The sequence below is a fragment of the Nocardia heshunensis genome (genome assembly GCF_054782115.1).
This window is the reverse complement of sequence record NZ_BAAGTC010000004.1, coordinates 1,050,732-1,069,753: the sequence shown is the minus strand read 5'-3', so window position 1 is coordinate 1,069,753 and position 19,022 is coordinate 1,050,732. Positions and strand designations below refer to the sequence as shown.

Genomic DNA, 19,022 nt, shown 5'->3' with positions numbered 1-19,022 from the left:
TTCGCCTCAGGCACCCGGCCGGTCGTCGGCCAGCCCGCGAACCAGCAAGGCGTACAACACGATCACGGTGAAGGGCGCGAGAATCGGCACCCAGGTCAGTCCGGTGGGCAGCACGGTGGCCGCCCCCGCCGCGACGGTGAACACCAGGGCGCCCGCCACCGAGGGCACGGTGGTCGGCACCACGCCCACCGGCGCGGACACCGTGGCCGTGTTCAGTAGATAGGTGGTCGCCACCAGTCCGATGCCGCCCGCCACCAGCGCGCCGGTACCGATGTAGGCCAGCGCCCCCATGGCCGCCAGCACGGCGAGCACCGCGCACACCCGCCACCGCCAGCCCGCCACCACCGCGAGGCCGACGGGCACCGCAGCCCACGGCAGCACGATGGCCACCGCCGCGGTCAGCAGCAGCCCGGACAGCACCGCCAGGAATCGAGTCATCGGCGCACCCGAACGGTGCGGCGGTGTTCGGGGATCAGTCGCATCACCTGGTCGAGGCGGGTGTCCTCGGGCCACGGCACGATATCGACGCCGACGGTGCCCATATCGCGATACATGGAGGTGCGCTCCAACTGCCACATGCGGGCCAGGGTCGAGTTCAGGTCGCCGTGGAAGGGCGGCCCGCGCAGCACGTCGACCACCACCACGACGTGCCCGCGCTTGCGCAGATCGATGAGGGCCAAGGCGAATTGGGTATCGAGCAGGGTGGAGAACGCCACCACCACCGCGCCGATCGGGACCGCGGAATGCGGCGCCAGGGTGCCCTCGGTGAGCAGGTGTTCGTCGCCGACCTCGAGCACGGTGTCGACGATGCGATAGAACTGGCGGCGGCCGATATCGGGGCGCAGCCAGCGCGGCGCGCGGCCCAGGCACACCACGGCGGTGCGGTCACCGGCTTGTAGTGCGGACTGCGCGACCTGTGCCGCGCCACGCACCGACAGCTCCAGCGACTCCGACGCCGGTCCGGGCGCCTGCAGCGAAGTGTCCACCAGCACAACAACATCCGCGGCCCGATTGGTGAAGCGCTGGGTCACGAACAGCTGCCCGCGGCGCGCGCTCACCGGCCAGTTCACGGTGCGCAGCTGATCGCCGGGCGTGTAGGCGCGGATATCGGCGTACTCGACGCCGGGCCCGGCCCGCCGCGTCAGGTGGGTGCCCATCCGTTCGGGAAGTTCGGTGCGCGGCAGGCGCATTCGCTGCGGGTCGGTGATCGGGTAGATGTACAGCTCACCGGCGGGCAACCGCATCGAGGCGACCGCCAGCCCGGCCGGGCTCAGCGCGCTGACCCGCATCGGCACCGGATACCGCCCCCAGCGTGGCGCGGACAGCGCCAGCCGCAGCCCGGCGGGCGCGGCCCCGGAGTCCACCGTCTCCTCGACGTGTACTTCCATGCTCTTCATGGGTTCCGGGTGCAGGCGCAGCAGCGCGTGGCCGCTCTCAACGAAGGCGGCCGCGGTCAGCACCACCTCTTCGGTCTCGAAGCAGCGCAGCACTCCGGCCCCGTCGACCTGAATCCTGGTGCGGGACTGCTGCAGTGGCGCGGTCGTGAGCACGCCGAGCATGGGCGCGGCGAACACCACCAGCTGCCACTTGCCCAAAACCAGCGCCAGCACCAGCGCGGACGCCGACACCGCGGCCAGCATGAACACCAATGGTGCGGGCCGCCAGCGCAATTCGGCCTCGACCGTGGTAGTCGTGTCGCGATGCTTCATCCGTACCTCAGGACGCGGTGGCGCGCGGCACCGGCAGGCGGCGCAGCAGTTCGGCGATCACGTCCTCGCCGCGGATGCGGCGGACCCACATCTCGGGACGCAGGGTGATGCGGTGCGCCATGGCGGGAATGGCCAGGGCCTTGACGTCCTCGGGAACCACGAAGTCGCGATTGTTGAGCAGCGCACGGGCGCGGGCCATCTGGACCAGATCGAGTTCTGCGCGCGGGCTGGCCCCGACCTCCACCTGCGGATGACCGCGGGTGGCGGCGGCCAGCGAGACGACGTAGCCGACCACATCGGGGTGGACGGTCACGTATTCCACCGCCTGCCGCATCTCCAGCAGGCCCTCGGCATCCACCACCTGGGCGATCTGGGCGGGCTGCGATCCGCGTTCGAGGCGGCGGCGGATCATGTTCATCTCGTCGCTCTCCGACAGATATCCCAGCCGCAGCTGCATGGCGAAGCGGTCGAGTTGGGCCTCCGGCAGCGGATAGGTGCCCTCGTACTCGATCGGATTGTCGGTGGCGAAGACGATGAAAGGATTGGGCAGCGGGAAGGTTTCGCCGTCGATGGACACCTGGCCTTCGGCCATCGCCTCGAGCAGCGCCGCCTGCGTTTTGGGCGGGGTGCGGTTGACCTCGTCGGCCAGCAGCATATTGGTGAACACCGGGCCGCGCCGGAAACTGAAACGGCCCGAATGCATGTCGTAGATGGTGGAGCCGATGAGGTCGGCCGGCAGCAGGTCGGGGGTGAACTGCACGCGGGTGAAGTTCAGCCCGAGCGCCGAGGCGAAGGACCGCGCGATGAGGGTCTTGCCCAGGCCGGGCAGATCCTCGATGAGGATGTGGCCGCCGGCCAGCACCGCGATCATGATCAGCTGCATTTCGTCGCGCTTGCCGACCACGACCCGCGCTACTTCACGCAGCACCGCGTCGGTGCGCTTGATGGTCACGTCCATCGGTGTTGTCATCGCATGTCTCGCATCTCATCTCACATGTTCTGTAGCCGACGGAGGATTTCGTCGAGGGCCTCACGTCCGGGTGCGCGATTGGCTTGATCGCGCAGCGCCGAATTGGCCGGGTCCACCCAGCGCCACAGTTCGGGGCCGAACTGCAGCTGTCCCGCCACCTCCAGCGCGCGCCGGTTCTTGGCCATCCGGTGCCCGCTGGTCAGCTCGAATTCCTTGGCCAGCAAGGGCCGCAGGTGCCGGTCCCAGTCGGCCCGCGAACCCTCGGACCGTTCGACCAGCATCTGCGCGCGGGCCTGCCAGCGGCGCAGCATGTCGGCCGGACCGTTGTCGATGTCGTTGTCGGCCGGATCGGCCGGGGCCGCCCGGCGCGTCCGCTCGACCAGCGACCACAGCAGCAGCCCGAGACCGCCCGCCACCGGGATACCCGACAGCGCCAGCAGCGCCTCGCGCTGATCGCCGAAGGTCGCCATCTCGATGACGACGCTCAGGATCAGCGCACCGACCACGATCGCGATTCGATTCATGCCGCCTGCCCTTGAAGATCCGCCAGCACGATGCGCAGCAGCTGCTCGGCCCGCATGCGCTGCCACTCAAGCATGGAGTGCGGACTGAACCGGGCTTCCTCGAACAGCGACACCAGTTCCCGCGCCGAGGCGTCGTGCAGGAAGCCGCGGTCGAAGGCCCGCGCCAGCACCTCGGACGGGGTGTCCGAGGCCAGCGGTGCGACCTCGCGCGCCGTCGCCAGACCGCGTTCCATCGCGACATAGCAGGCGATGATGGCCGTGCGCGGATCCTGGCCCGGCGCGATCATGGCCGCCAGACCCATCTCCGCCACCTTGGCCAGCGACACCGCCTCGGTGGGCGCGGACTGCGGCAGCAGCGTGCGCTGCAGGTTGGGCTTACGCCCGGAACCCACTGCCACCACGACCAATCCGGCCAGGGCGAGGAACACCAGCACGCCCGCCCCGACCCCGACCAGCACCAGGCTGAGCCCCTGCAGGGACGGCGCGGGCATCGTATCGGGTTGATTGGCAACGGTTTCCACCGGTTGCGCGGTCCCGGTCGGCGCCGCCGTGGGCAGCGTGCCGACCTCGCTCTGATGTTTCGGGGTCACCAGGTACACCGAGAACACGGCGGTGACGATCAGCGCGACGGCCGCGATCGCGACCAGCACCAGCAACCCGATGCGCCGCAATCCCGTGCCGCGCACCACATTCTCGCGGTCGGGTTCGGGCATGGCCAGCGGCAGCCGGTGCTGACTGTTGATCACACCGGCCACCAGGATCACCATCGACACCAGCAGCAGTACCGGCATGAGAGCCAGCGATACCGCCGAGGACGGGTGCGGTGCGGTGGGTCCGCCGGTCCCCGGAAGGTATCCGCGCAGTGCGACGACAGCCAGCATCACGAGCCCGATCAATGCGATCGTGCGCGCTGCCACCGTCCCCACCCCAGTCACGAACACTCCTAACCAGAGTCCAGCAGAAAACAGGCACATAGTTACATGCCAAGCGGTCCCTCAGGACCAAAATCGGGAAGCTCGAATCACATACCCGAACCACATAAATCCCCCACCAGCACAACGATCACCGCGGACCGGAAAACCCAGGTCATTCGGCCCGAGTCATCCCATCATCCGCAAAAGCCGTGCAACCCCACTTATCACCATCCGAGCACGATGCCCGCCTCCGGAGGGGCGGGCATCGGGTGTCGGAGGACGGGCGGATCGGTGCCCGGGGGCGGGGCTACGCAGTGCGGCGGACGCGGGCGCGCAGGCGGGTCAGCGGGGAGGGCGGGGTCAGGGCGCGAGCCGGTTCCGCGACCGTATCGCGCACGGCGACAGCGGGTGTGGCGTAGTTCTTCGCGGCGGGAGCGCCCACACGCCCCGCCGCGGTGCGCGGCTCCACCAGGCGACCCAGGGCACGGAAATCCCAGCCCGCGGCCAGCCACGGCTCCGGATCGAGAGTGTTGCGGGCATCGATGATGACCCGACCGCGCGCCACCGTGCGCAGGAAAACCGGGTCCAGCTCCCGGAATTCGCGCCACTCGGTCAGGTGCAGCACCACGTCCGCCTCGTGCAGGGCGGCGGCCGGGGTGGCGGCGAAGACCAGTTGCGGTGCGACCGCCCGGGCCGTGTTGGTCGCGGCCGGGTCGAACACGGTCACCTCGACACCGGCGGCGTGCAGCCGCCGCGCCACGTCGAGGGCGGGTGAATCGCGCACATCATCGGAGAGCGGTTTGAAGGCCGCACCCAGCACCCCGACCCGGCCGGTGATCCGGTGCGGGCCGCCGAGCAGCGCCAGCGTCTCGCGCACCACGCGTTCGCGGCGGCGCAGGTTCACCGCGTCGATATCGCGCAGGAAGTCCACCGACTCCCCCACGCCGAGCTCGGTGGCGCGCGCGATCAGCGCCCGCACGTCCTTGGGCAGACAGCCACCGCCGTAGCCGAGGCCCGCGCCCAGGAACTTGTGCCCGATCCGGTCGTCGTGGCCCAGCGCCTCGGCCAGCAGCGTCACATCCGCGCCGGTGATCTCGCACAGCTCGGCCATCGCATTGATGAACGAGATCTTGGTCGCCAGAAAGGCATTCGCCGAAACCTTGATCAGCTCGGCGGTCGGCAGATTAGTGATCACCACCGGTGATCCGGCGGCGATCGGGGTCGAATAGACCTGTCGCAGCGCCCATTCCGCGTCCGGCGTGGTCACGCCGAACACCAGCCGGTTCGGGTGCAGGGTGTCGAACACCGCGTGCCCCTCGCGCAGGAATTCCGGATTCCAGGCCAGATCGACCGAAATCCCTTCCGGCGCCAGCTCGGCGATGCGGGCCGTCAGCGCCTCCGCGGTACCGACCGGCACCGTGGACTTGCCGACGATCAGACAGTTGCGGGTCAGATGCGGCACCAGGCCGTCGAGCGCGGAGTACAGCTGCGACAGATCCGCGGCCCCGTTCACGCCGGGAGGCGTTCCGACGCAAAGGAAGTGCACATCGGCGAACTCGGCGGCCTCGACCAGCGAGGTGCCGAAGCGCAGCCGCCCGCCCGCGACGTGCCCCGCCAGCAGTTCCGGCAGTCCGGGCTCGTGGAAGGGCACCTTCCCGACCGACAGTGCGGCCGCCTTGGCCTCGTTGTTGTCCACACCCAGGACCTCGAAGCCGAGTTCGGCCATGCCCGCGGCGTGGGTGGCGCCCAGATAACCGGTGCCGATGACGGAGATGCGGAGCATCAGGATGCCTCCTTGGTGGCCGGGACCTCGCCGTGCACCGTGTTGGGCTGCAGGCGTTCCGCGATCACCTCGCGGTAGTGACGAATGAGCAGGTCGTTGACCGCGGACCAGGACCGGTCGCGCACGCTGCGCACCGCGATGGCCGCGGTCTGCTCGCACAGCGCCGGATCCTCGACGAGCCGGCGCACGAACTCGGTCATGGCCTCGCCGTCGCCGGGCGGGTAGAGGAAACCCGCACCGGGAGAGACCACATCGATGGGACCGCCCGACTTGGGCGCCACTACGGGTACCCCGGAGGCGAGCGCCTCCTGCGCGGCCTGGCAGTAGGTTTCGTGACGGCCGGTGTGCACGAAGACATCCAGCGAGGCGTAGACGGCCCCGAGCTCCTCACCGTGCAGCACGCCGAGGAACTCCGCGTCCGGCAACAGCTTTCGCAGCCGCTTCTCCTCGGGGCCGCCGCCCACGATGATCAGCTTCACGTTCGGCACCGAGCGCAGGTGCGCGAGCAGCTCGAGCTCCTTCTCCGGCGCGAGCCGCCCGATGTATCCGACCAGCTTCTCGCCATTGGGGGCCAGCCGCTTTCGCAACTCCTCGGAACGGCGGAAGGGGCCGAACTGCTGCAGGTCGACCCCGCGCGGCCAGCGGCCCAGGCCCGGGATGCCCATCAGTTCCAGCTGACGCAGGCTGGCGGTGGAGGGTGCGAGGGTGCGGTCGACGCGGAGGTGGATGCGGCGGGTCAGCGCGGTCATGGCGCGCACGCCGCCGGGCAGGTCGTAGCGCAGCGCGAAACCCACCAGATCGGTCTGATAGATGGCGACCGTCGGAACTCCGAGCTCGTTCGCGACCTTGGCCGCCTGATAGCCGAGCGTCGCCGGGGAGGCGATGTGCACGACATCGGGCTGGAATTCGCGGATGATCTTGCGCAGTCGCCGCCGGGTCTCGAGGCCGATCCGGAAGTCCCGGTAGAACGGCAGGCGCGCACCGCGCACCACATGCACGCGGAAACCCGCGTATTTCTCGGGCCCGGTCGGTGCGACCAGGGTGGCTTCGTGACCCTTGGCGGCCAGGTGATCCAGCACCCGCCGTACGGAGTTGGTGACGCCGTTGACCTGGGGAAGAAAGGACTCGGCGACTACCAACACCCGCAGGCGGGCACTGTTCCGGATGTGGGGGCTACTCGGTAAGCTCGGGTTCCGCGGCGCGGAATCCCTTGCCTGCTCGCGGATTCGCATCGTTCCCCTCCGGTTCGGTGCTGCTCCTGACGCCACGGTAGGAAGCGGCCCGCAACGCAAGACCCCCTCCGCGTTGACGGGACGTGAACCGTGCCTGTCGATCAAGTCGGCCAGTTCACCGGGGCTTCGCCGAACGGCTAACGAGTCTCGAGGTTTACCGGTTGACGCAGCTCACCGAGCCTGCTGAGGGTGCGGTAGAGGTCGGGAACGCGCTCGATCTCACCGCCCAATTCGTCGAGTGGGACCTCGGCGAAGATCGACAGTTCGAGGTCTGCGTCGTACAGCACGTCGACCAGGTTCACGAAGCGCATCACCCAATCCGGCGGGACGGTGTGCATGGCGGGCACCCCGCACACCACCCACCGCTCGATGCCCCGAGCGAGGGCCAGGTAGTCGGCCGCCGAGACCGGGATACCGCACAGTTCCGCGAAATCGACCGTCAATTCGCCGTTCTCGAGGGCCAGCGCCCGCAGCTGCCGGTGCGCGATCGGCACCTCGGCCGCGCCGATCACCTCGCACGAGCCGACCACGTAGTGCCCGGCCGCGAATCCGGTGTGCCGTCCGCCCAGCGAGCGGTAGTCGGTCGGGCCGTTCACCGACACCACGTCCAGGTGCTCGAGGATCGTCTCGATGGTCGGTTCGAACATGGCGTGCATCAGCGGGTTCGGCAGCAGCCCCTGCGGCGGGTAGTTCGAGGTCACCACGAGCGTGATGCGACGGGCGAACAGGTTGTCCAGCAGTCGGGCCACCAGTCGCGCGTCACCCGAGTCGTGCACGTGGAATTCGTCGAAGCAGAGCAGGTCGATGCCGTTCAGCAGCGCGTCGGCCGAGGCGTCGATGGTCCCGTACTCGTTGATGCCCGCGTTCAGGCGCGCGAAGAACTCGTGGAAGTGGTAGCGCCGCTTGCGCTCCGAGGGCACCGCATCCAGGAAGCGGTTCATCAGCATGGTCTTGCCGCGCCCGGGACCGCCGTAGAGGTACAGCCCGCGCGGCCGCCTCCAGCGTTTACCGATCCGTCCCGCGATGGCGGCCAGCCGGTCCGCGGCGATCCGCTGATCCGGATCGAGCACGATCTGCGGAGTTTCCATGACACCCTCCTCCATCCTCTACCGCTGTAGAGCCTGCTCTATAGTTGTAGAGGATTCGGTGGACGCGGAGGAGCAAAGGTGAGCACACCCACAATCGATCGGCGCACCCTGATCGTGGACAGCGCCATCGATCTCATTGCCACCCAGGGGATTCGGTCGCTCACCCACCGTGCGCTGGATACCGCACTGGAGCTGCCCGCCGGGTCGACGTCCTATTACTTCCGGACCAAGCGGGCACTGGTCGAGGCCATCGTGGACCGCATCACGACCCGCTCCCGCGCCGATTTCACGGCGAAACAGCCCGGCATGGACGAGGTCGACCCGGACGCGCTCGCGGGCGGCATCGCACGGTGGCTCGATCGCCTCCTGGCACAACGCCGCAACCAGCTGATCGCTCGGCACGCGCTCATCGTCGACCTGCTCGGCGATGCCGACCTGCACGCGAAACTCGTCGGCAGCCTGTTCTCGCACCGGCACGCGAGCGCCTTGTTCGAGACCCTCGGCGCATCCGACCCGGTTACCGCCGCAGCCGATTTCATCGCGGTCATCGAGGGCCTGGTCTTCGACCGCTTCGCCGGTGCCCGAACCGCACTCGCGCCGGGCACCGCGAAGAGCGTGGCGCAGCTGACGGCCGTGCTGGCCGTCCAGTTGCGCGCCGCTTAGTCGTCGCTGCGAATTCGAATGTCCCAGAAGCGCATATTCGGCCACGGCGGGTTCTTGACCACCGCGTAGGTGCCCAGGGCGGCCGCGACCAGCCCGGTGAGCACGCCGATCGTCGCGATGCGCGAGGCGTCCACCGCCGCCTCCCACTTGACCTCGCCGCTGCGCACCACGAACACCCCGACCGGCCGCGCACCGCGCCAGGCGCTCACGGCGGCGACGGTGATGATGGTGTCCCCGTCCGGGGTCAGGTGCGGCTCCCCGTACACGAGCGTGCCCCCCAGCGCCGGAAGCTCGTTCAGCCGTTCCCGCAAGGTCATGACGACCCCTTTCCCCACAGTCGAAGTGCGCCCCCAATCTACGCCGCCGCCTCCGACCCCCGCCGAATCTTGCTCAGCCGCTACCCATCCGGAATAAGTGGACACCATGACCGGTTACTTGAACATGATACCTAGCAACAAGATCGGCATCGTCTTCGGCAGTCTGACCCCACCCGAGCAGCTCACCGCGGGCGCGGCCCTGGCGGAGCGACTCGGGCTCGGCGAACTCTGGTTCTCGGAGGACTGCTTCTTCACCGGCGGGCTCTCCGGCCTGACCCAACTGCTGGCCGCGACCCGAGAGATTCCCGCCGGGCTCGGGCTGGCCAGCATCGCGACTCGGCACCCGGCCGTGCTCGCCATGGAACTCGCCGGGCTGGCCCGGACGTATCCGGGCCGGGTCCGGGCGGGCATCGGACTGGGTAACCGAGGCTGGCTCGAGCAGATGGGGCTGCTGCCGCCACGTCCGCTGACCGCGCTCGGAGAGACCGCCGATGTGCTGCGCGAACTACTCTCCGGCGAGCCGGTGGATCGGAAGACGGAGACGCACACCTTCTCCGGCATTCAGCTGAGCTTCCCGCCTGCGGTGCCGCCGGAACTGTGGGTCGGCGCGGTCAACGAGCGTGGCCTGCGGCTGGCGGGCGAAAAGGCCGACGGCGTACTACTTTCCGTCCTCGCCGGACCCGCCTACGTGCGCTGGGTACGCGGGCTGCTGCCCCGGCACACACCGGTCACCGCCTTCGTCCTGACGGCCATCGACGAGGACGAGCGGGCCGCGCGCGACGCGGTCCGGGGCGCGGTCGGAATGTTCCTCCAGGCCGAGTCCGAGTCGGCCTTGGTCGGAAAGTCTCCGTATGCCGGGCACATACGTGCCGCGGTGGCCGGACTCGCCCCGTCGGAAACACTCACGGTGCCGGACGCCTGGATCGGTGAGTTCGCCGTCGCAGGCACCCCCGGCCAGGTCCGCGCCCACCTGCGGGCATTACTCGAGGCGGGTGCGAATTCCCTGGGCCTGTGGCTCTTCCCGCCCGATCGGCTCACCGCTCAGCTGGAGCGCCTGACCTCCGACGTGCTGGCGCCGAGCAGCGCGGCCAAGGCCCCCACCGACTCCGTCCCGGGCGCGGCGGTGAACGCGATGATCGCGCGCACGCCGGGATCCGCCGGGATATCCAGCAATTCGTAGTCCAGGTGCAACTCGCCCACGACAGCGTTGATCAGGACGTAGCGACCGTACTGGAAGTCGTTGACCTCGTGGGTCTCCCAGAACTCACGGAACTCCGGGCTGCGCTCGTTCATGGTGCGCAGCAGTGCCCGCAGCTGGGGATCATCGGGCCGGTGGCCGGCGCGCAGCCGGAGGTCGGCGGCGATATGGCCCGCGATCAACGGCCAGCTGTCGGCGGTCAGGGCACGAATCCGCGGATCGAAGAAGACCAGATTCGCCCAATTGCGCTCCGCATCCGGCACTTCCGCGAAGTCGACGCCGAACAGCGCCACAGCGGCCGCGTTCCAGCCCAGGATCTCGGTGTGGTGCCCGACGATGTACGCGGGCGTGCCGGTCATGGAGTCGAGCAGCTGCTGCAAGCCCGCCCGCAGCGGCTGTCCCGACCGGGACAGGGAGCGCGGTGGGCGGGCCAGATTGTGCAGGTGGCGCCGCTCGTCGCCGCTCAGGTGCAGCGCGGTGGCGATGGTGTCGATGATCCCCTCCGAAACCGCTTCGGCGCGGCCCTGTTCCAGCCGGACGTAGTACTCGACGCTGACCCCGGCCAGGTGCGCGACCTCCTCGCGCCGCAGCCCCGGCACCCGTCGCCGACCCCATATCGGTAAGCCGATGTCCTCGGGCCGCAATCGCGACCGTCGCGACCGAAGAAACTCGCCCATTTCAGACCTGTCGGACACGTTGCCGATCCTATGCGGAAGCCCCTCGTCATTCCGGCATGCTTTTGGCCGGAATCCAACGCGGCAGGTGTGGATCCCGGCCAAAAGCGCGCCGGGATGACGGGGGCGCTTCGCATCCCTCGCTCAGTTGGTGGTGAGCACCAGACCCGAGGTCGGCACGCCGGTTCCGGCGGTGACCACGATGTTCTCCAGGCCCTGGACCTGATTCACGGAGGTGCCGCGAATCTGGCGCACGCCCTCGGCAATGCCGTTCATGCCGTGGATGTACGCCTCGCCGAGCTGACCGCCGTGCGTGTTGAGCGGCAGTCGGCCGCCGATCTCGATGGCGCCGTCGGCGATGAAATCCTTCGCCTCGCCGCGACCGCAGAAGCCGAGCTCCTCGAGCTGCATGAGCACGAACGGGGTGAAGTGGTCGTAGAGGATGCCCGCCTGCATATCCTCCGGCCGCAGCCCGGACTGCGCCCACAGCTGGTCGCCGACCAGACCCATTTCCGGCAGCCCGGTCATGGCGTCACGGTAGTAGCTGGTCATGACGTACTGGTCCGCGCCGGAACCCTGTGCGGCACCGGCGATCAGCGCGGCCTTGTTGGGCAGATCCTTGGCCCGCTCGGCCGAGGTGACCACGATGGCCACGCCGCCGTCGGTCTCCTGGCAGCAGTCCAGCAGGTGCAGCGGCTCCGCGATCCAGCGCGACGCCTGATGCTCCTCGAGGGTGATCGGCTTGCCGTAGAAATGCGCCGCCGGATTCACCGCCGCGTGCTTGCGGTCCGCGACCGCCACCCGGCCGAAATCCTCACTGCGCGCGCCGTAGACGTGCATGTACCGCCGCGCCACCATGGCCACCTGCGCGGCCGGGGTACCCAGGCCGTGGGTGTAGGAGAACGCGTTGTCCACGCCCGAGGAGCTCGGGTTGCCGGTCGCGAGGTGAGTCGCGAACTGGCCGAAGCGGTTTCCGGAGCGCTCGTTGAAAGCCCGGTACGCGACAACGACATCCGCGACACCGGTCGCGACCGCCATGGCGGCCTGCTGCACGGTCGCGGCGGCCGCGCCACCGCCGAAGGGGATGTTGCTGAAGAACTTCAGGGACGGGATACCCGAGGCGCGCGCCACGGCGGCCTGGGTATTCGTGTCCATGGTGAAGGTCGTCAGGCCGTCCACGTCGGCCGGGGTGAGGCCCGCGTCGGCCAGGGCGGCGGTGACCGCCTCGGCGGCCAGGCGCAGCTCACTACGTCCCGAATCCTTGGAGAAGTCGGTGGCACCGATGCCGACGATCGCGGCCTTACGGCTCAGGCCGGTCACTGCGCCTCCTGCAGGGAGATAACGGCTTTCGCCGAGATGTGGTCGCCGAGCGAATCCTTGCCGACCACATCGATGGTGATGTCCGCGCCGTCCACGGCCGAGACGGTGCCCGACAGGGTGAGGGTGTCACCCGCGTACAGCGGCACGCCCAGGCGCAGCGCGATGGACTTGACGCGAGCCGTCGGCCCCGCCCAATCCGTCACGAACCGCTGCACCAGACCGGTGTCGGTGAGGATATTGACGAAGATGTCCTTGGACCCGCGCTCGACCGCCTTGTCGCGGTCGTGGTGCACGTCCTGGAAGTCGCGGGTGGCCAGCGCCGTCGAGACGATGAACGTGGTGTCGGCGTGAATCACCAACTCCGGCAGCGTGGTTCCGACCTTCACGTCGGAGAGTTCGACGGTGGTCATTTCACGGCCTTCCAGTAGGGCACGGTGTTGTCGTCGTCGAGCTTCAGGTAGCCGACCTCGACGGCCAGCCCGACCTCGACCTCGGACGGGTCGATGCCGGTCAGCTCACCGAGCATGCGCACGCCCTCTTCGAGCTCGACCAGGGCGATCACGTACGGCAGCTGGCGTCCCGGCACGCGCGGCGCGTGATGCACCACGAAGCTGAACACGGTGCCCTTGCCCGAGGCCACGACGTAGTCGCTCTGCTCGGCGTGGTTCTTCCACAGCGCCGGAACCGGCGGATGCTGCAACGAACCGTCGGGCCGCTGCTGAATCCGCAGCTCACCGAGCTTGATGCCGTCCCAGAAGAACTCGGTGTCCTTGGAGACGGTCGGCCGGACGCGCTTGACCAGATCCTCGGCGGAAACGTCGCCGGATTCCTTGGGAGCGGCCGTCTTTCCGGTGCCGGGCACGAACTTCAGCATCCGGAACTTCATCTCGGTGACCAGCTCGTCACCCACGTACCAGTTGGTGAGGTAGGTGGTGAACCAGCCGTCGCCGAGCCCGGTCTTCTTGGGCCCCACGATGTCACCGATGCTGGTGCGTACCGTCACCTGCTCGCCGACCTGCAGGTAGCGGTGGTAGACCTGCTCGCAGTTGGTGGCCACGACCGAGGTGAACCCGGCCGCGTCGAACAGCTCGTTGGTCCGCGTCATGGGGTCGTCCTCGGCGCGAATACCGCCCAGCCCCAGCATGGTCCACACCTGCGCCATGGCGGGCGGGGCCACGATGCCGGGATGCCCGGCTGCCTTGGCCGCATCCTCGTCCACGTAGATCGGGTTGACGTCGCCGAGCGCCTCGACCCAGTTGTTGATCATGGGCTGATTGATCGGATCGCGCCCCGCACGCGCGGCGGACTCACCGTCGGCCTTGATCTTCTCCAGGCCCTCGCGGATCTCTTCGGCCGTGAAACTCTTTGTCACGCTTGTCTCTTCCTATCGCGGGACGCGGGGCAGCCGCAGGCCCATCTGGGCGATCAACTCGCGCATGACTTCGTTGACGCCGCCGCCGAAGGTCACCACCAGGTTCTGCTTGGTGCGCTTGTCCAGCCAGACCAGCAGGTCCGCGGTGGCCGGGTCGGCGGGATCGCCGAAGCGGCCCACGATCTCCTCGGCGAGCCGGCCGGCCTGCTGCAGCGCCTCGGTGGAGTACACCTTGGTCGCGGAGGCATCGGCGATCACGTCGCGCGGATCGGCGTCGGGGCGTTCCATATTGGAGGCCACCTGCCAGTTGAGCAGTTCGTTCAACCGCGTCATGGCGTGCAGGCGACCCAGCGAACGCCGCACATCGGCCTCGCCCAGCACACCCTGCCGCTGCGCCCATTCGCGCACCCGCTCGTAGAGCTGCTCGATCTTGCCGGACGGGCCCAGGCTCACCCGCTCGTGATTGAGCTGGGTGGTGATCAGCTTCCAGCCGCCGTTCTCCTCGCCGACCTGCATGCTCGCGGGCACGCGGACATTGTCGAAGTAGGTGGCGTTGGTGTGGTGCGCGCCGTCGGCGGTGATGATCGGCGTCCAGGAGTAGCCCGGATCCTTCGTGTCCACGATCAGGATGGTGATGGCCTTGTGCCGGGCCTCCACCGGACCGGTACGCACCGCCAGCCAGACGTAGTCGGCCTCGTGCGCGCCGGTGGTGAAGATCTTCTGCCCGTTGACGATCCAGTCGCCATTGGCATCGCGCACCGCGGAGGTGCGCAGTGCGGCCAGGTCGGTACCGGCGTCCGGCTCCGAGTACCCGATCGCGAAATGCACGTCACCGGTGAGGATTCCGGGCAGGAACTTCTGCTTCTGCTCCTCGGTGCCGTAGGACTGCAGGGCCGGGCCCACTGTCAGCAGCGTGACCAGGGGCACCGGCACATCGGCCCGCACCGCCTCGTTGTAGAAGATCTGCTGCTCCAGCGGCCCGAAGCCCTGCCCGCCGTACTCCTTGGGCCAGCCGACACCGAGCTTGCCGTCCGCGCCCATCCGCTTGACCACGGCACGGTAGGCGTCACCGTGCCGGTTCGTCAGCATCGCGGCTTCCTCTTCGGGAGTCACGAGAGTGGCGAAATACGAACGCAATTCGTCGCGCAGCTGCCGCTGTTCCGCGGTCAGTTCGATGTGCATCTGGCTCCCAATCGGTCCAGCCGAAACGATTCGCCGCCGAGCCAGCGGGCGATGTCCTTGGCCTGTGAGTAGTAGCGGTGCAGCGGATGGGTGATATCCACGCCGAGACCGCCGTGCAGGTGGTGGCACTTCTGCATGGCCGCGGGCAGCTCGGAGGCCACCGCGAAGGCCAGCACGTCGAGGTCGTCGTCGACGCGCTCGGCGTCGAGCTCCTCCTGGGCCAGCGCCCAGGCGACCGAGCAGGCGGCCACGTGCAGGGTCCGCGAGACCACGTAGACATCCGCGATCTGCTGTGCGACAGCCTGGAATTCGGCCAGCGGGCGACCGAACTGCTCGCGGGTGCGCACATGCTCGGCGGTCAGCTTCACCACGCCGTTGAGCAGACCGTCCGCGACCGCGCCGATGCTCGCCAGCGCGTAGCGGTGCAGTTCGGCCAGACCGCCCGGGAGCAGCTGCTCGGCCGGGATCTCGACCTGATCGAACTGGAGCGAAAACTCCGGCACGCCATCGGAAGTCGGGTTCTGGGTGCGGGTGATGCCCGCGGCGTCACCGGCCACCACGGCGATGCCGTTGCCGGTGGGCACCAGGATCCAGGCCGCGGTGTCGGCATAGGGCACCGACACCTTGTGGCCACTGACGCGCACGGTGGTGCCGTCGGTGACCGCGGTGGTCTCCGGCTTCACGGTGAACGGCGAGCCGGTCTCGTGCAGCGCGGCGGTCAGCACCGCACCCGCGGCCACGGCGGGAAACAGCTTCTCCGCCAAGGCATCCGGCACGCCGATCGCCTTGAGCGGCAGCACGCCGAAGCCCAGCGTGGTGAGCGCGGGCACCTGTGCGGCGTCGGTGGCCAGCTCGGTGAGCATGGCCGAGACCTCGAGCAGGCCCATATCGTCGCCACCGAATTTCTCCGGTAGCGGCACGGCCAGCAGTCCACTGTCCGAAATGATCGGCCAGAGCGCGATATCGCGCGCGCTTTCGCGTTCCAGCAAACTTACGACAACCTCGGCGACAGCGTCCTGGCTCTCGTCCCTGGTGAAGTCCAATTCAATGCTCCCGGTAGAGGTGTAGGCTAGCCGTGCGACTCGCGTGGCAGCCCGAGGATCCGTTCACCGGCGACGGTCAACAGAATCTGCTCGGTCCCGCCCGCAATCGACAAACAGCGTGTGAGCAGGAATTCTTTCACCACATCGGTTTCCAGAGCGCCCGCCGCACCGGACAATTCGACGGCGAATTCAGCCACCGCCTGCCGGTGTCTCACACCGACCAGTTTGCGAACGCTACTTTGCGCGGCAGGGTCACCGCCGGTCAGCAGCTTCTGCGCGGCACGGGCTTCCAGCAACGTTCCAGCAACAGATTCTGAAATGAGCGCGCCCAAGCGGTCGGCGACCACTTCCGCACCCGGCCCCGAGGTCGGCGCGGCAGCCACCATCGCCTCCAGCTCGTCACCGATTCCCTTGCCGCCCATGGCGACTCGCTCGGCGGTCAGAGTGGAACGGGCGATCTTCCAGCCATTGCCCAGTTCGCCGACCAAGCATTCGTCCGGAACGAACACGTCATCGAAGAACACCTCGTTGAAGCGCGCCTCACCGGTGATCTCCACCAGCGGCCGGATATCCAGCCCGGCGCTCTTCATATCGACCAGGAAGTAGCTGATGCCCTTGTGCTTGGGCGCGGCATTGTCGGTGCGCGCCAGGCAGATGCCCCAGGTGGCCTTGTCCGCCAACGAGGTCCACACCTTCTGGCCGTTCAGCTTCCAGCCGCCCTCGACCCGCTGGGCCGTGGTGCGCAACGACGCCAGATCCGAACCGGCGCCCGGCTCCGAGAACAACTGGCACCAGATGACCTCACCGGTCAGCGTCGGCATGGCATAGCGCTCGATCTGCTCGGGCGTACCCCACTGCAACAGCGTCGGGATCGCCCAGTTGGCAATCACGATGTCCGGCAGCGTGATACCGGCCTGGCGGATCTGATCCTCGAGCTGAGTGCGCAGGATCGGACCAGCGCCGCGACCGTAGGGCGCGGGCCAGTGCGAGGCCAGCAGTCCGGCCTCGGCCAGCGCCAGGCGCTGCTCGGCCTCCGGCAGCGCCGCGATCGCGGCCAGGTCGGCCGTCAGCACGGCCGCCTCGGCACCGTCGAGACCCGCTGCCTCCCAGGCCGATCCGGCCTCGCCGTCGCCCAGCTCGATGCTGATCGTGCGCCGCTCACCCGCCAGCGTCAGCTCGGCGACCCGAGCCCGCCAGTGGGCCGAACCGCCCATCAGCTGGCGCAGGGCGGTCGCCCGGCGCAGGTACAGGTGCGCGTCGTGCTCCCAGGTGAAGCCGATGCCGCCCAGCACCTGGATGCAGTCCTTGGCGTTCTCCACCGCGGCGTCCAGCGACATGGTCAGGGCGACGGCCGCGGCCAGCCCCAATTCCGCACTGCCGCTGTCGACCGCCGCGGCAGCGTCGGCCGCCACGGCCCGAATCTGCTCGGCCCGGCACAACATCCACGCGCACAGGTGCTTGATCGCCTGGAATTCGCCGATCTTGCGCCCGAACTGCTCGCGCACCTTCGCGTACTCGGTGGCGGTCTCGAGGCACCAGCCCGCAATGCCCGCGGCCTCCGCGGCCACCAGTGCGGCGGCCACGTCGAGGACCGAAAAGCCCGGCTCGAAAAGACGATCCGCGGTCACGGCGACCTCGGTGCACCGCACCCGCGCCAGCGGCACACTCGGGTCGAGACCGGCCAGCGGCTCGATCTCGAGACCCTCGGCACCCGCGTCGATCAGCGCCCACAGGTGGCGGTCACCGTCGGTCACCGGAACCAGCACGGCCGTGCTCGGCGCGGCACCCGGAACCGAGTCCCACTCACCGGACACCAGGGCGCCGGATTCGCCTACCGATATTGCGATTTCGCCCGTGAGCGCGACGCCGCATGGCGTAATCTCATCGAGCGCCTCGCCGGTCACCAGACCCGCCAAAGCCGTCGAGAGCACCGGGCCGCCGACCAGGTCGTGCGCCGCCTGCTCCACCAGGACGGCGAGATCCCCGACGGTCCCACCCGCGCCCCCGGCCTCCTCCGGCACCGCGACCCGGAAAATTCCGAGTTCGGCCAGGCGCGGCCAGTATTCGCGCCAGAATTCCGGGGTACTGGAACCCCGTTCCGGTGCTGCGCTGGAACGCAGGGTTGCAATTGGGCGCACCGCGGCTGCCCATCCACGCATCGACTCCTGGACGGCTTTATGCTCGTCAGTGGTGGCTATGGTCACACTCCATACCGCCTTTCCGGCGTGACTTGAGCTCCTAGAACATGTTCTAATGTTCGAGCCGGGCTTAAGTCAAGCGCCGTCCGGTCGCGGTACGAACTCGTGTGCAGGAAAGGACTTTCAACCGATGGCCAGTCCCTCCCGATCGCAGGCCGCCGACGGGCAACCCGGTGGACGCACCACCGCGCCCGTCACCACCCTCAACGAGGAGGACCTGAGCTCGGCTGCGCAGCGCGACCGGCGCAAGCGCATCCTCGACGCCACCCTCGCCCTGGCATCCAAGGGCGGCTACGACGCGGTCCAGATGCGAGCCGTCGCCGAACGCGCGGATGTCGCCGTCGGCACGCTCTACCGGTACTTCCCCTCCAAGGTGCACCTGCTGGTGTCCGCCCTGGCCCGGGAATTCGAGCAGTTCGAGGGCCGCCGCAAGCCTTTGGCCGGCGCCACCCCGCAAGAGCGCATGCACCTGCTGCTCACCCAGGTCACCCGCGCCATGCAGCGCGACCCGCTGCTCACCGAGGCCATGACCCGCGCCTTCATGTTCGCCGACGCCTCCGCGGCCGCCGAGGTCGATCGCGTCGGCAAGGTGATGGACCGCTTCTTCGCCCGCGCCCTGTCCGACGAGGTCCCCTCCGACCGCCAGTTGGCCATCGCCCGAGTCATTTCCGACGTCTGGCTCTCGAACCTGGTCGCCTGGCTCACCCGCCGCGCGTCGGCCACCGACGTCACCGAGCGCCTCGAGCTGACCGTCGATCTGCTCATCGGAAGCGGCGACGGCTTCAAGGAGTGAGGCAAACGCCAGTGTGCGTTCGCCGTTCGTGAAGAGGGCTGC

The 19,022-nt window shown here is 68.7% G+C and carries 18 protein-coding genes and 1 pseudogene; 3 read left to right on the top strand and 16 right to left on the bottom strand.

The genetic code is table 11. The features are described 5' to 3' along the window. Positions 1-6: 6 nt before the first annotated feature. From ACYVN4_RS17550 to zapE, 8 genes are all read right to left on the bottom strand, one after another. Complete coding sequence (locus ACYVN4_RS17550; RefSeq protein WP_460722269.1) at positions 7-438, bottom strand: hypothetical protein; 432 nt, start codon at positions 436-438, stop codon at positions 7-9. After that, entirely contained in the window at positions 435-1,709 is a 1,275-nt protein-coding gene (locus ACYVN4_RS17545; protein ID WP_460722267.1) for a DUF58 domain-containing protein, read from the bottom strand. Before ACYVN4_RS17545 ends, ACYVN4_RS17550 begins: the two co-directional genes overlap by 4 nt. 7 nt (positions 1,710-1,716) lie before the next feature. Further along, positions 1,717-2,679, bottom strand: a complete 963-nt coding sequence (locus ACYVN4_RS17540; protein WP_460722265.1) for an AAA family ATPase — start codon at positions 2,677-2,679, stop codon at positions 1,717-1,719. A 20-nt stretch (positions 2,680-2,699) separates the two neighbouring features. Then, positions 2,700-3,203, bottom strand: a complete 504-nt coding sequence (locus ACYVN4_RS17535; protein ID WP_460722263.1) for a hypothetical protein — start codon at positions 3,201-3,203, stop codon at positions 2,700-2,702. Continuing rightward, positions 3,200-4,138, bottom strand: a complete 939-nt coding sequence (locus ACYVN4_RS17530; RefSeq protein WP_460722261.1) for a DUF4129 domain-containing protein — start codon at positions 4,136-4,138, stop codon at positions 3,200-3,202. Before ACYVN4_RS17530 ends, ACYVN4_RS17535 begins: the two co-directional genes overlap by 4 nt. A gap of 286 nt (positions 4,139-4,424) precedes the next feature. Further along, positions 4,425-5,900 (bottom strand): UDP-glucose dehydrogenase family protein, encoded by a 1,476-nt coding sequence (locus ACYVN4_RS17525; RefSeq protein ID WP_460722259.1) that lies wholly within the window; start codon positions 5,898-5,900, stop codon positions 4,425-4,427. Continuing rightward, positions 5,900-7,042 (bottom strand): glycosyltransferase family 4 protein, encoded by a 1,143-nt coding sequence (locus tag ACYVN4_RS17520; protein WP_460722257.1) that lies wholly within the window; start codon positions 7,040-7,042, stop codon positions 5,900-5,902. Before ACYVN4_RS17520 ends, ACYVN4_RS17525 begins: the two co-directional genes overlap by 1 nt. 227 nt (positions 7,043-7,269) lie before the next feature. After that, a complete protein-coding gene (zapE, locus tag ACYVN4_RS17515) occupies positions 7,270-8,220 on the bottom strand; it encodes a cell division protein ZapE (RefSeq protein ID WP_460722255.1) in 951 nt (316 codons plus the stop codon). A 78-nt stretch (positions 8,221-8,298) separates the two neighbouring features. Here zapE and ACYVN4_RS17510 point away from each other — a divergent pair, with 78 nt between their 5' ends. Further along, entirely contained in the window at positions 8,299-8,883 is a 585-nt protein-coding gene (locus ACYVN4_RS17510) for a TetR/AcrR family transcriptional regulator (protein ID WP_460722253.1), read from the top strand. Here ACYVN4_RS17510 and ACYVN4_RS17505 read toward each other — a convergent pair. Next, positions 8,880-9,200 (bottom strand): hypothetical protein, encoded by a 321-nt coding sequence (locus ACYVN4_RS17505; protein ID WP_460722251.1) that lies wholly within the window; start codon positions 9,198-9,200, stop codon positions 8,880-8,882. The two genes, ACYVN4_RS17510 and ACYVN4_RS17505, sit on opposite strands and share 4 nt — an antisense overlap. 106 nt (positions 9,201-9,306) lie before the next feature. Here ACYVN4_RS17505 and ACYVN4_RS17500 point away from each other — a divergent pair. Beyond that, positions 9,307-10,188 (top strand): annotated as a pseudogene (locus ACYVN4_RS17500) (LLM class flavin-dependent oxidoreductase); the annotation flags it as partial. A 53-nt stretch (positions 10,189-10,241) separates the two neighbouring features. Here ACYVN4_RS17500 and ACYVN4_RS17495 read toward each other — a convergent pair. The 7 genes from ACYVN4_RS17495 to ACYVN4_RS17465 all read right to left on the bottom strand — a co-directional run bounded on the left by ACYVN4_RS17495 (position 10,242) and on the right by ACYVN4_RS17465 (position 18,193). Next, entirely contained in the window at positions 10,242-11,093 is an 852-nt protein-coding gene (locus ACYVN4_RS17495) for a helix-turn-helix transcriptional regulator (protein WP_460722249.1), read from the bottom strand. A gap of 123 nt (positions 11,094-11,216) precedes the next feature. After that, positions 11,217-12,392 carry a lipid-transfer protein gene (locus ACYVN4_RS17490; protein WP_460722247.1) on the bottom strand — a complete coding sequence of 392 codons (1,176 nt, stop codon included), beginning with the start codon at positions 12,390-12,392 and terminating at the stop codon, positions 11,217-11,219. Further along, a complete protein-coding gene (locus tag ACYVN4_RS17485; RefSeq protein WP_460722245.1) occupies positions 12,389-12,802 on the bottom strand; it encodes a MaoC family dehydratase in 414 nt (137 codons plus the stop codon). The genes ACYVN4_RS17490 and ACYVN4_RS17485 overlap by 4 nt, the downstream gene beginning before the upstream one ends. Next, the gene (locus ACYVN4_RS17480; protein ID WP_460722243.1) at positions 12,799-13,764 is read right to left on the bottom strand and encodes a bifunctional MaoC family dehydratase N-terminal/OB-fold nucleic acid binding domain-containing protein; all 966 of its coding nucleotides are present in this window, start codon (positions 13,762-13,764) and stop codon (positions 12,799-12,801) included. The genes ACYVN4_RS17485 and ACYVN4_RS17480 overlap by 4 nt, the downstream gene beginning before the upstream one ends. Before the next feature lie 12 nt (positions 13,765-13,776). After that, a complete protein-coding gene (locus ACYVN4_RS17475) occupies positions 13,777-14,946 on the bottom strand; it encodes an acyl-CoA dehydrogenase family protein (protein ID WP_379354571.1) in 1,170 nt (389 codons plus the stop codon). Next, positions 14,931-15,989 carry an acyl-CoA dehydrogenase family protein gene (locus tag ACYVN4_RS17470; protein WP_460722241.1) on the bottom strand — a complete coding sequence of 353 codons (1,059 nt, stop codon included), beginning with the start codon at positions 15,987-15,989 and terminating at the stop codon, positions 14,931-14,933. The genes ACYVN4_RS17475 and ACYVN4_RS17470 overlap by 16 nt, the downstream gene beginning before the upstream one ends. A 26-nt stretch (positions 15,990-16,015) precedes the next feature. Then, positions 16,016-18,193 (bottom strand): acyl-CoA dehydrogenase, encoded by a 2,178-nt coding sequence (locus ACYVN4_RS17465; RefSeq protein WP_460722239.1) that lies wholly within the window; start codon positions 18,191-18,193, stop codon positions 16,016-16,018. Between the two features lie 124 nt (positions 18,194-18,317). Here ACYVN4_RS17465 and kstR point away from each other — a divergent pair, with 124 nt between their 5' ends. Further along, positions 18,318-18,980, top strand: coding sequence for a cholesterol catabolism transcriptional regulator KstR (kstR, locus tag ACYVN4_RS17460; RefSeq protein ID WP_460722237.1), 663 nt, complete (start codon positions 18,318-18,320; stop codon positions 18,978-18,980). Positions 18,981-19,022: the final 42 nt, after the last annotated feature.

Bases quoted from the DNA above. Each gene is read 5' to 3' on its own strand.
- ACYVN4_RS17550 (WP_460722269.1), bottom strand. From the start codon at position 438: ATGACTCGATTCCTGGCGGTGCTGTCCGGGCTGCTGCTGACCGCGGCG.
- ACYVN4_RS17545 (WP_460722267.1), bottom strand. From the start codon at position 1,709: ATGAAGCATCGCGACACGACTACCACGGTCGAGGCCGAATTGCGCTGG.
- ACYVN4_RS17540 (WP_460722265.1), bottom strand. From the start codon at position 2,679: ATGACAACACCGATGGACGTGACCATCAAGCGCACCGACGCGGTGCTG.
- ACYVN4_RS17535 (WP_460722263.1), bottom strand. From the start codon at position 3,203: ATGAATCGAATCGCGATCGTGGTCGGTGCGCTGATCCTGAGCGTCGTC.
- ACYVN4_RS17525 (WP_460722259.1), bottom strand. From the start codon at position 5,900: ATGCTCCGCATCTCCGTCATCGGCACCGGTTATCTGGGCGCCACCCAC.
- zapE (WP_460722255.1), bottom strand. From the start codon at position 8,220: ATGGAAACTCCGCAGATCGTGCTCGATCCGGATCAGCGGATCGCCGCG.
- ACYVN4_RS17505 (WP_460722251.1), bottom strand. From the start codon at position 9,200: ATGACCTTGCGGGAACGGCTGAACGAGCTTCCGGCGCTGGGGGGCACG.
- ACYVN4_RS17485 (WP_460722245.1), bottom strand. From the start codon at position 12,802: ATGACCACCGTCGAACTCTCCGACGTGAAGGTCGGAACCACGCTGCCG.
- ACYVN4_RS17475 (WP_379354571.1), bottom strand. From the start codon at position 14,946: ATGCACATCGAACTGACCGCGGAACAGCGGCAGCTGCGCGACGAATTG.
- kstR (WP_460722237.1), top strand. From the start codon at position 18,318: ATGGCCAGTCCCTCCCGATCGCAGGCCGCCGACGGGCAACCCGGTGGA.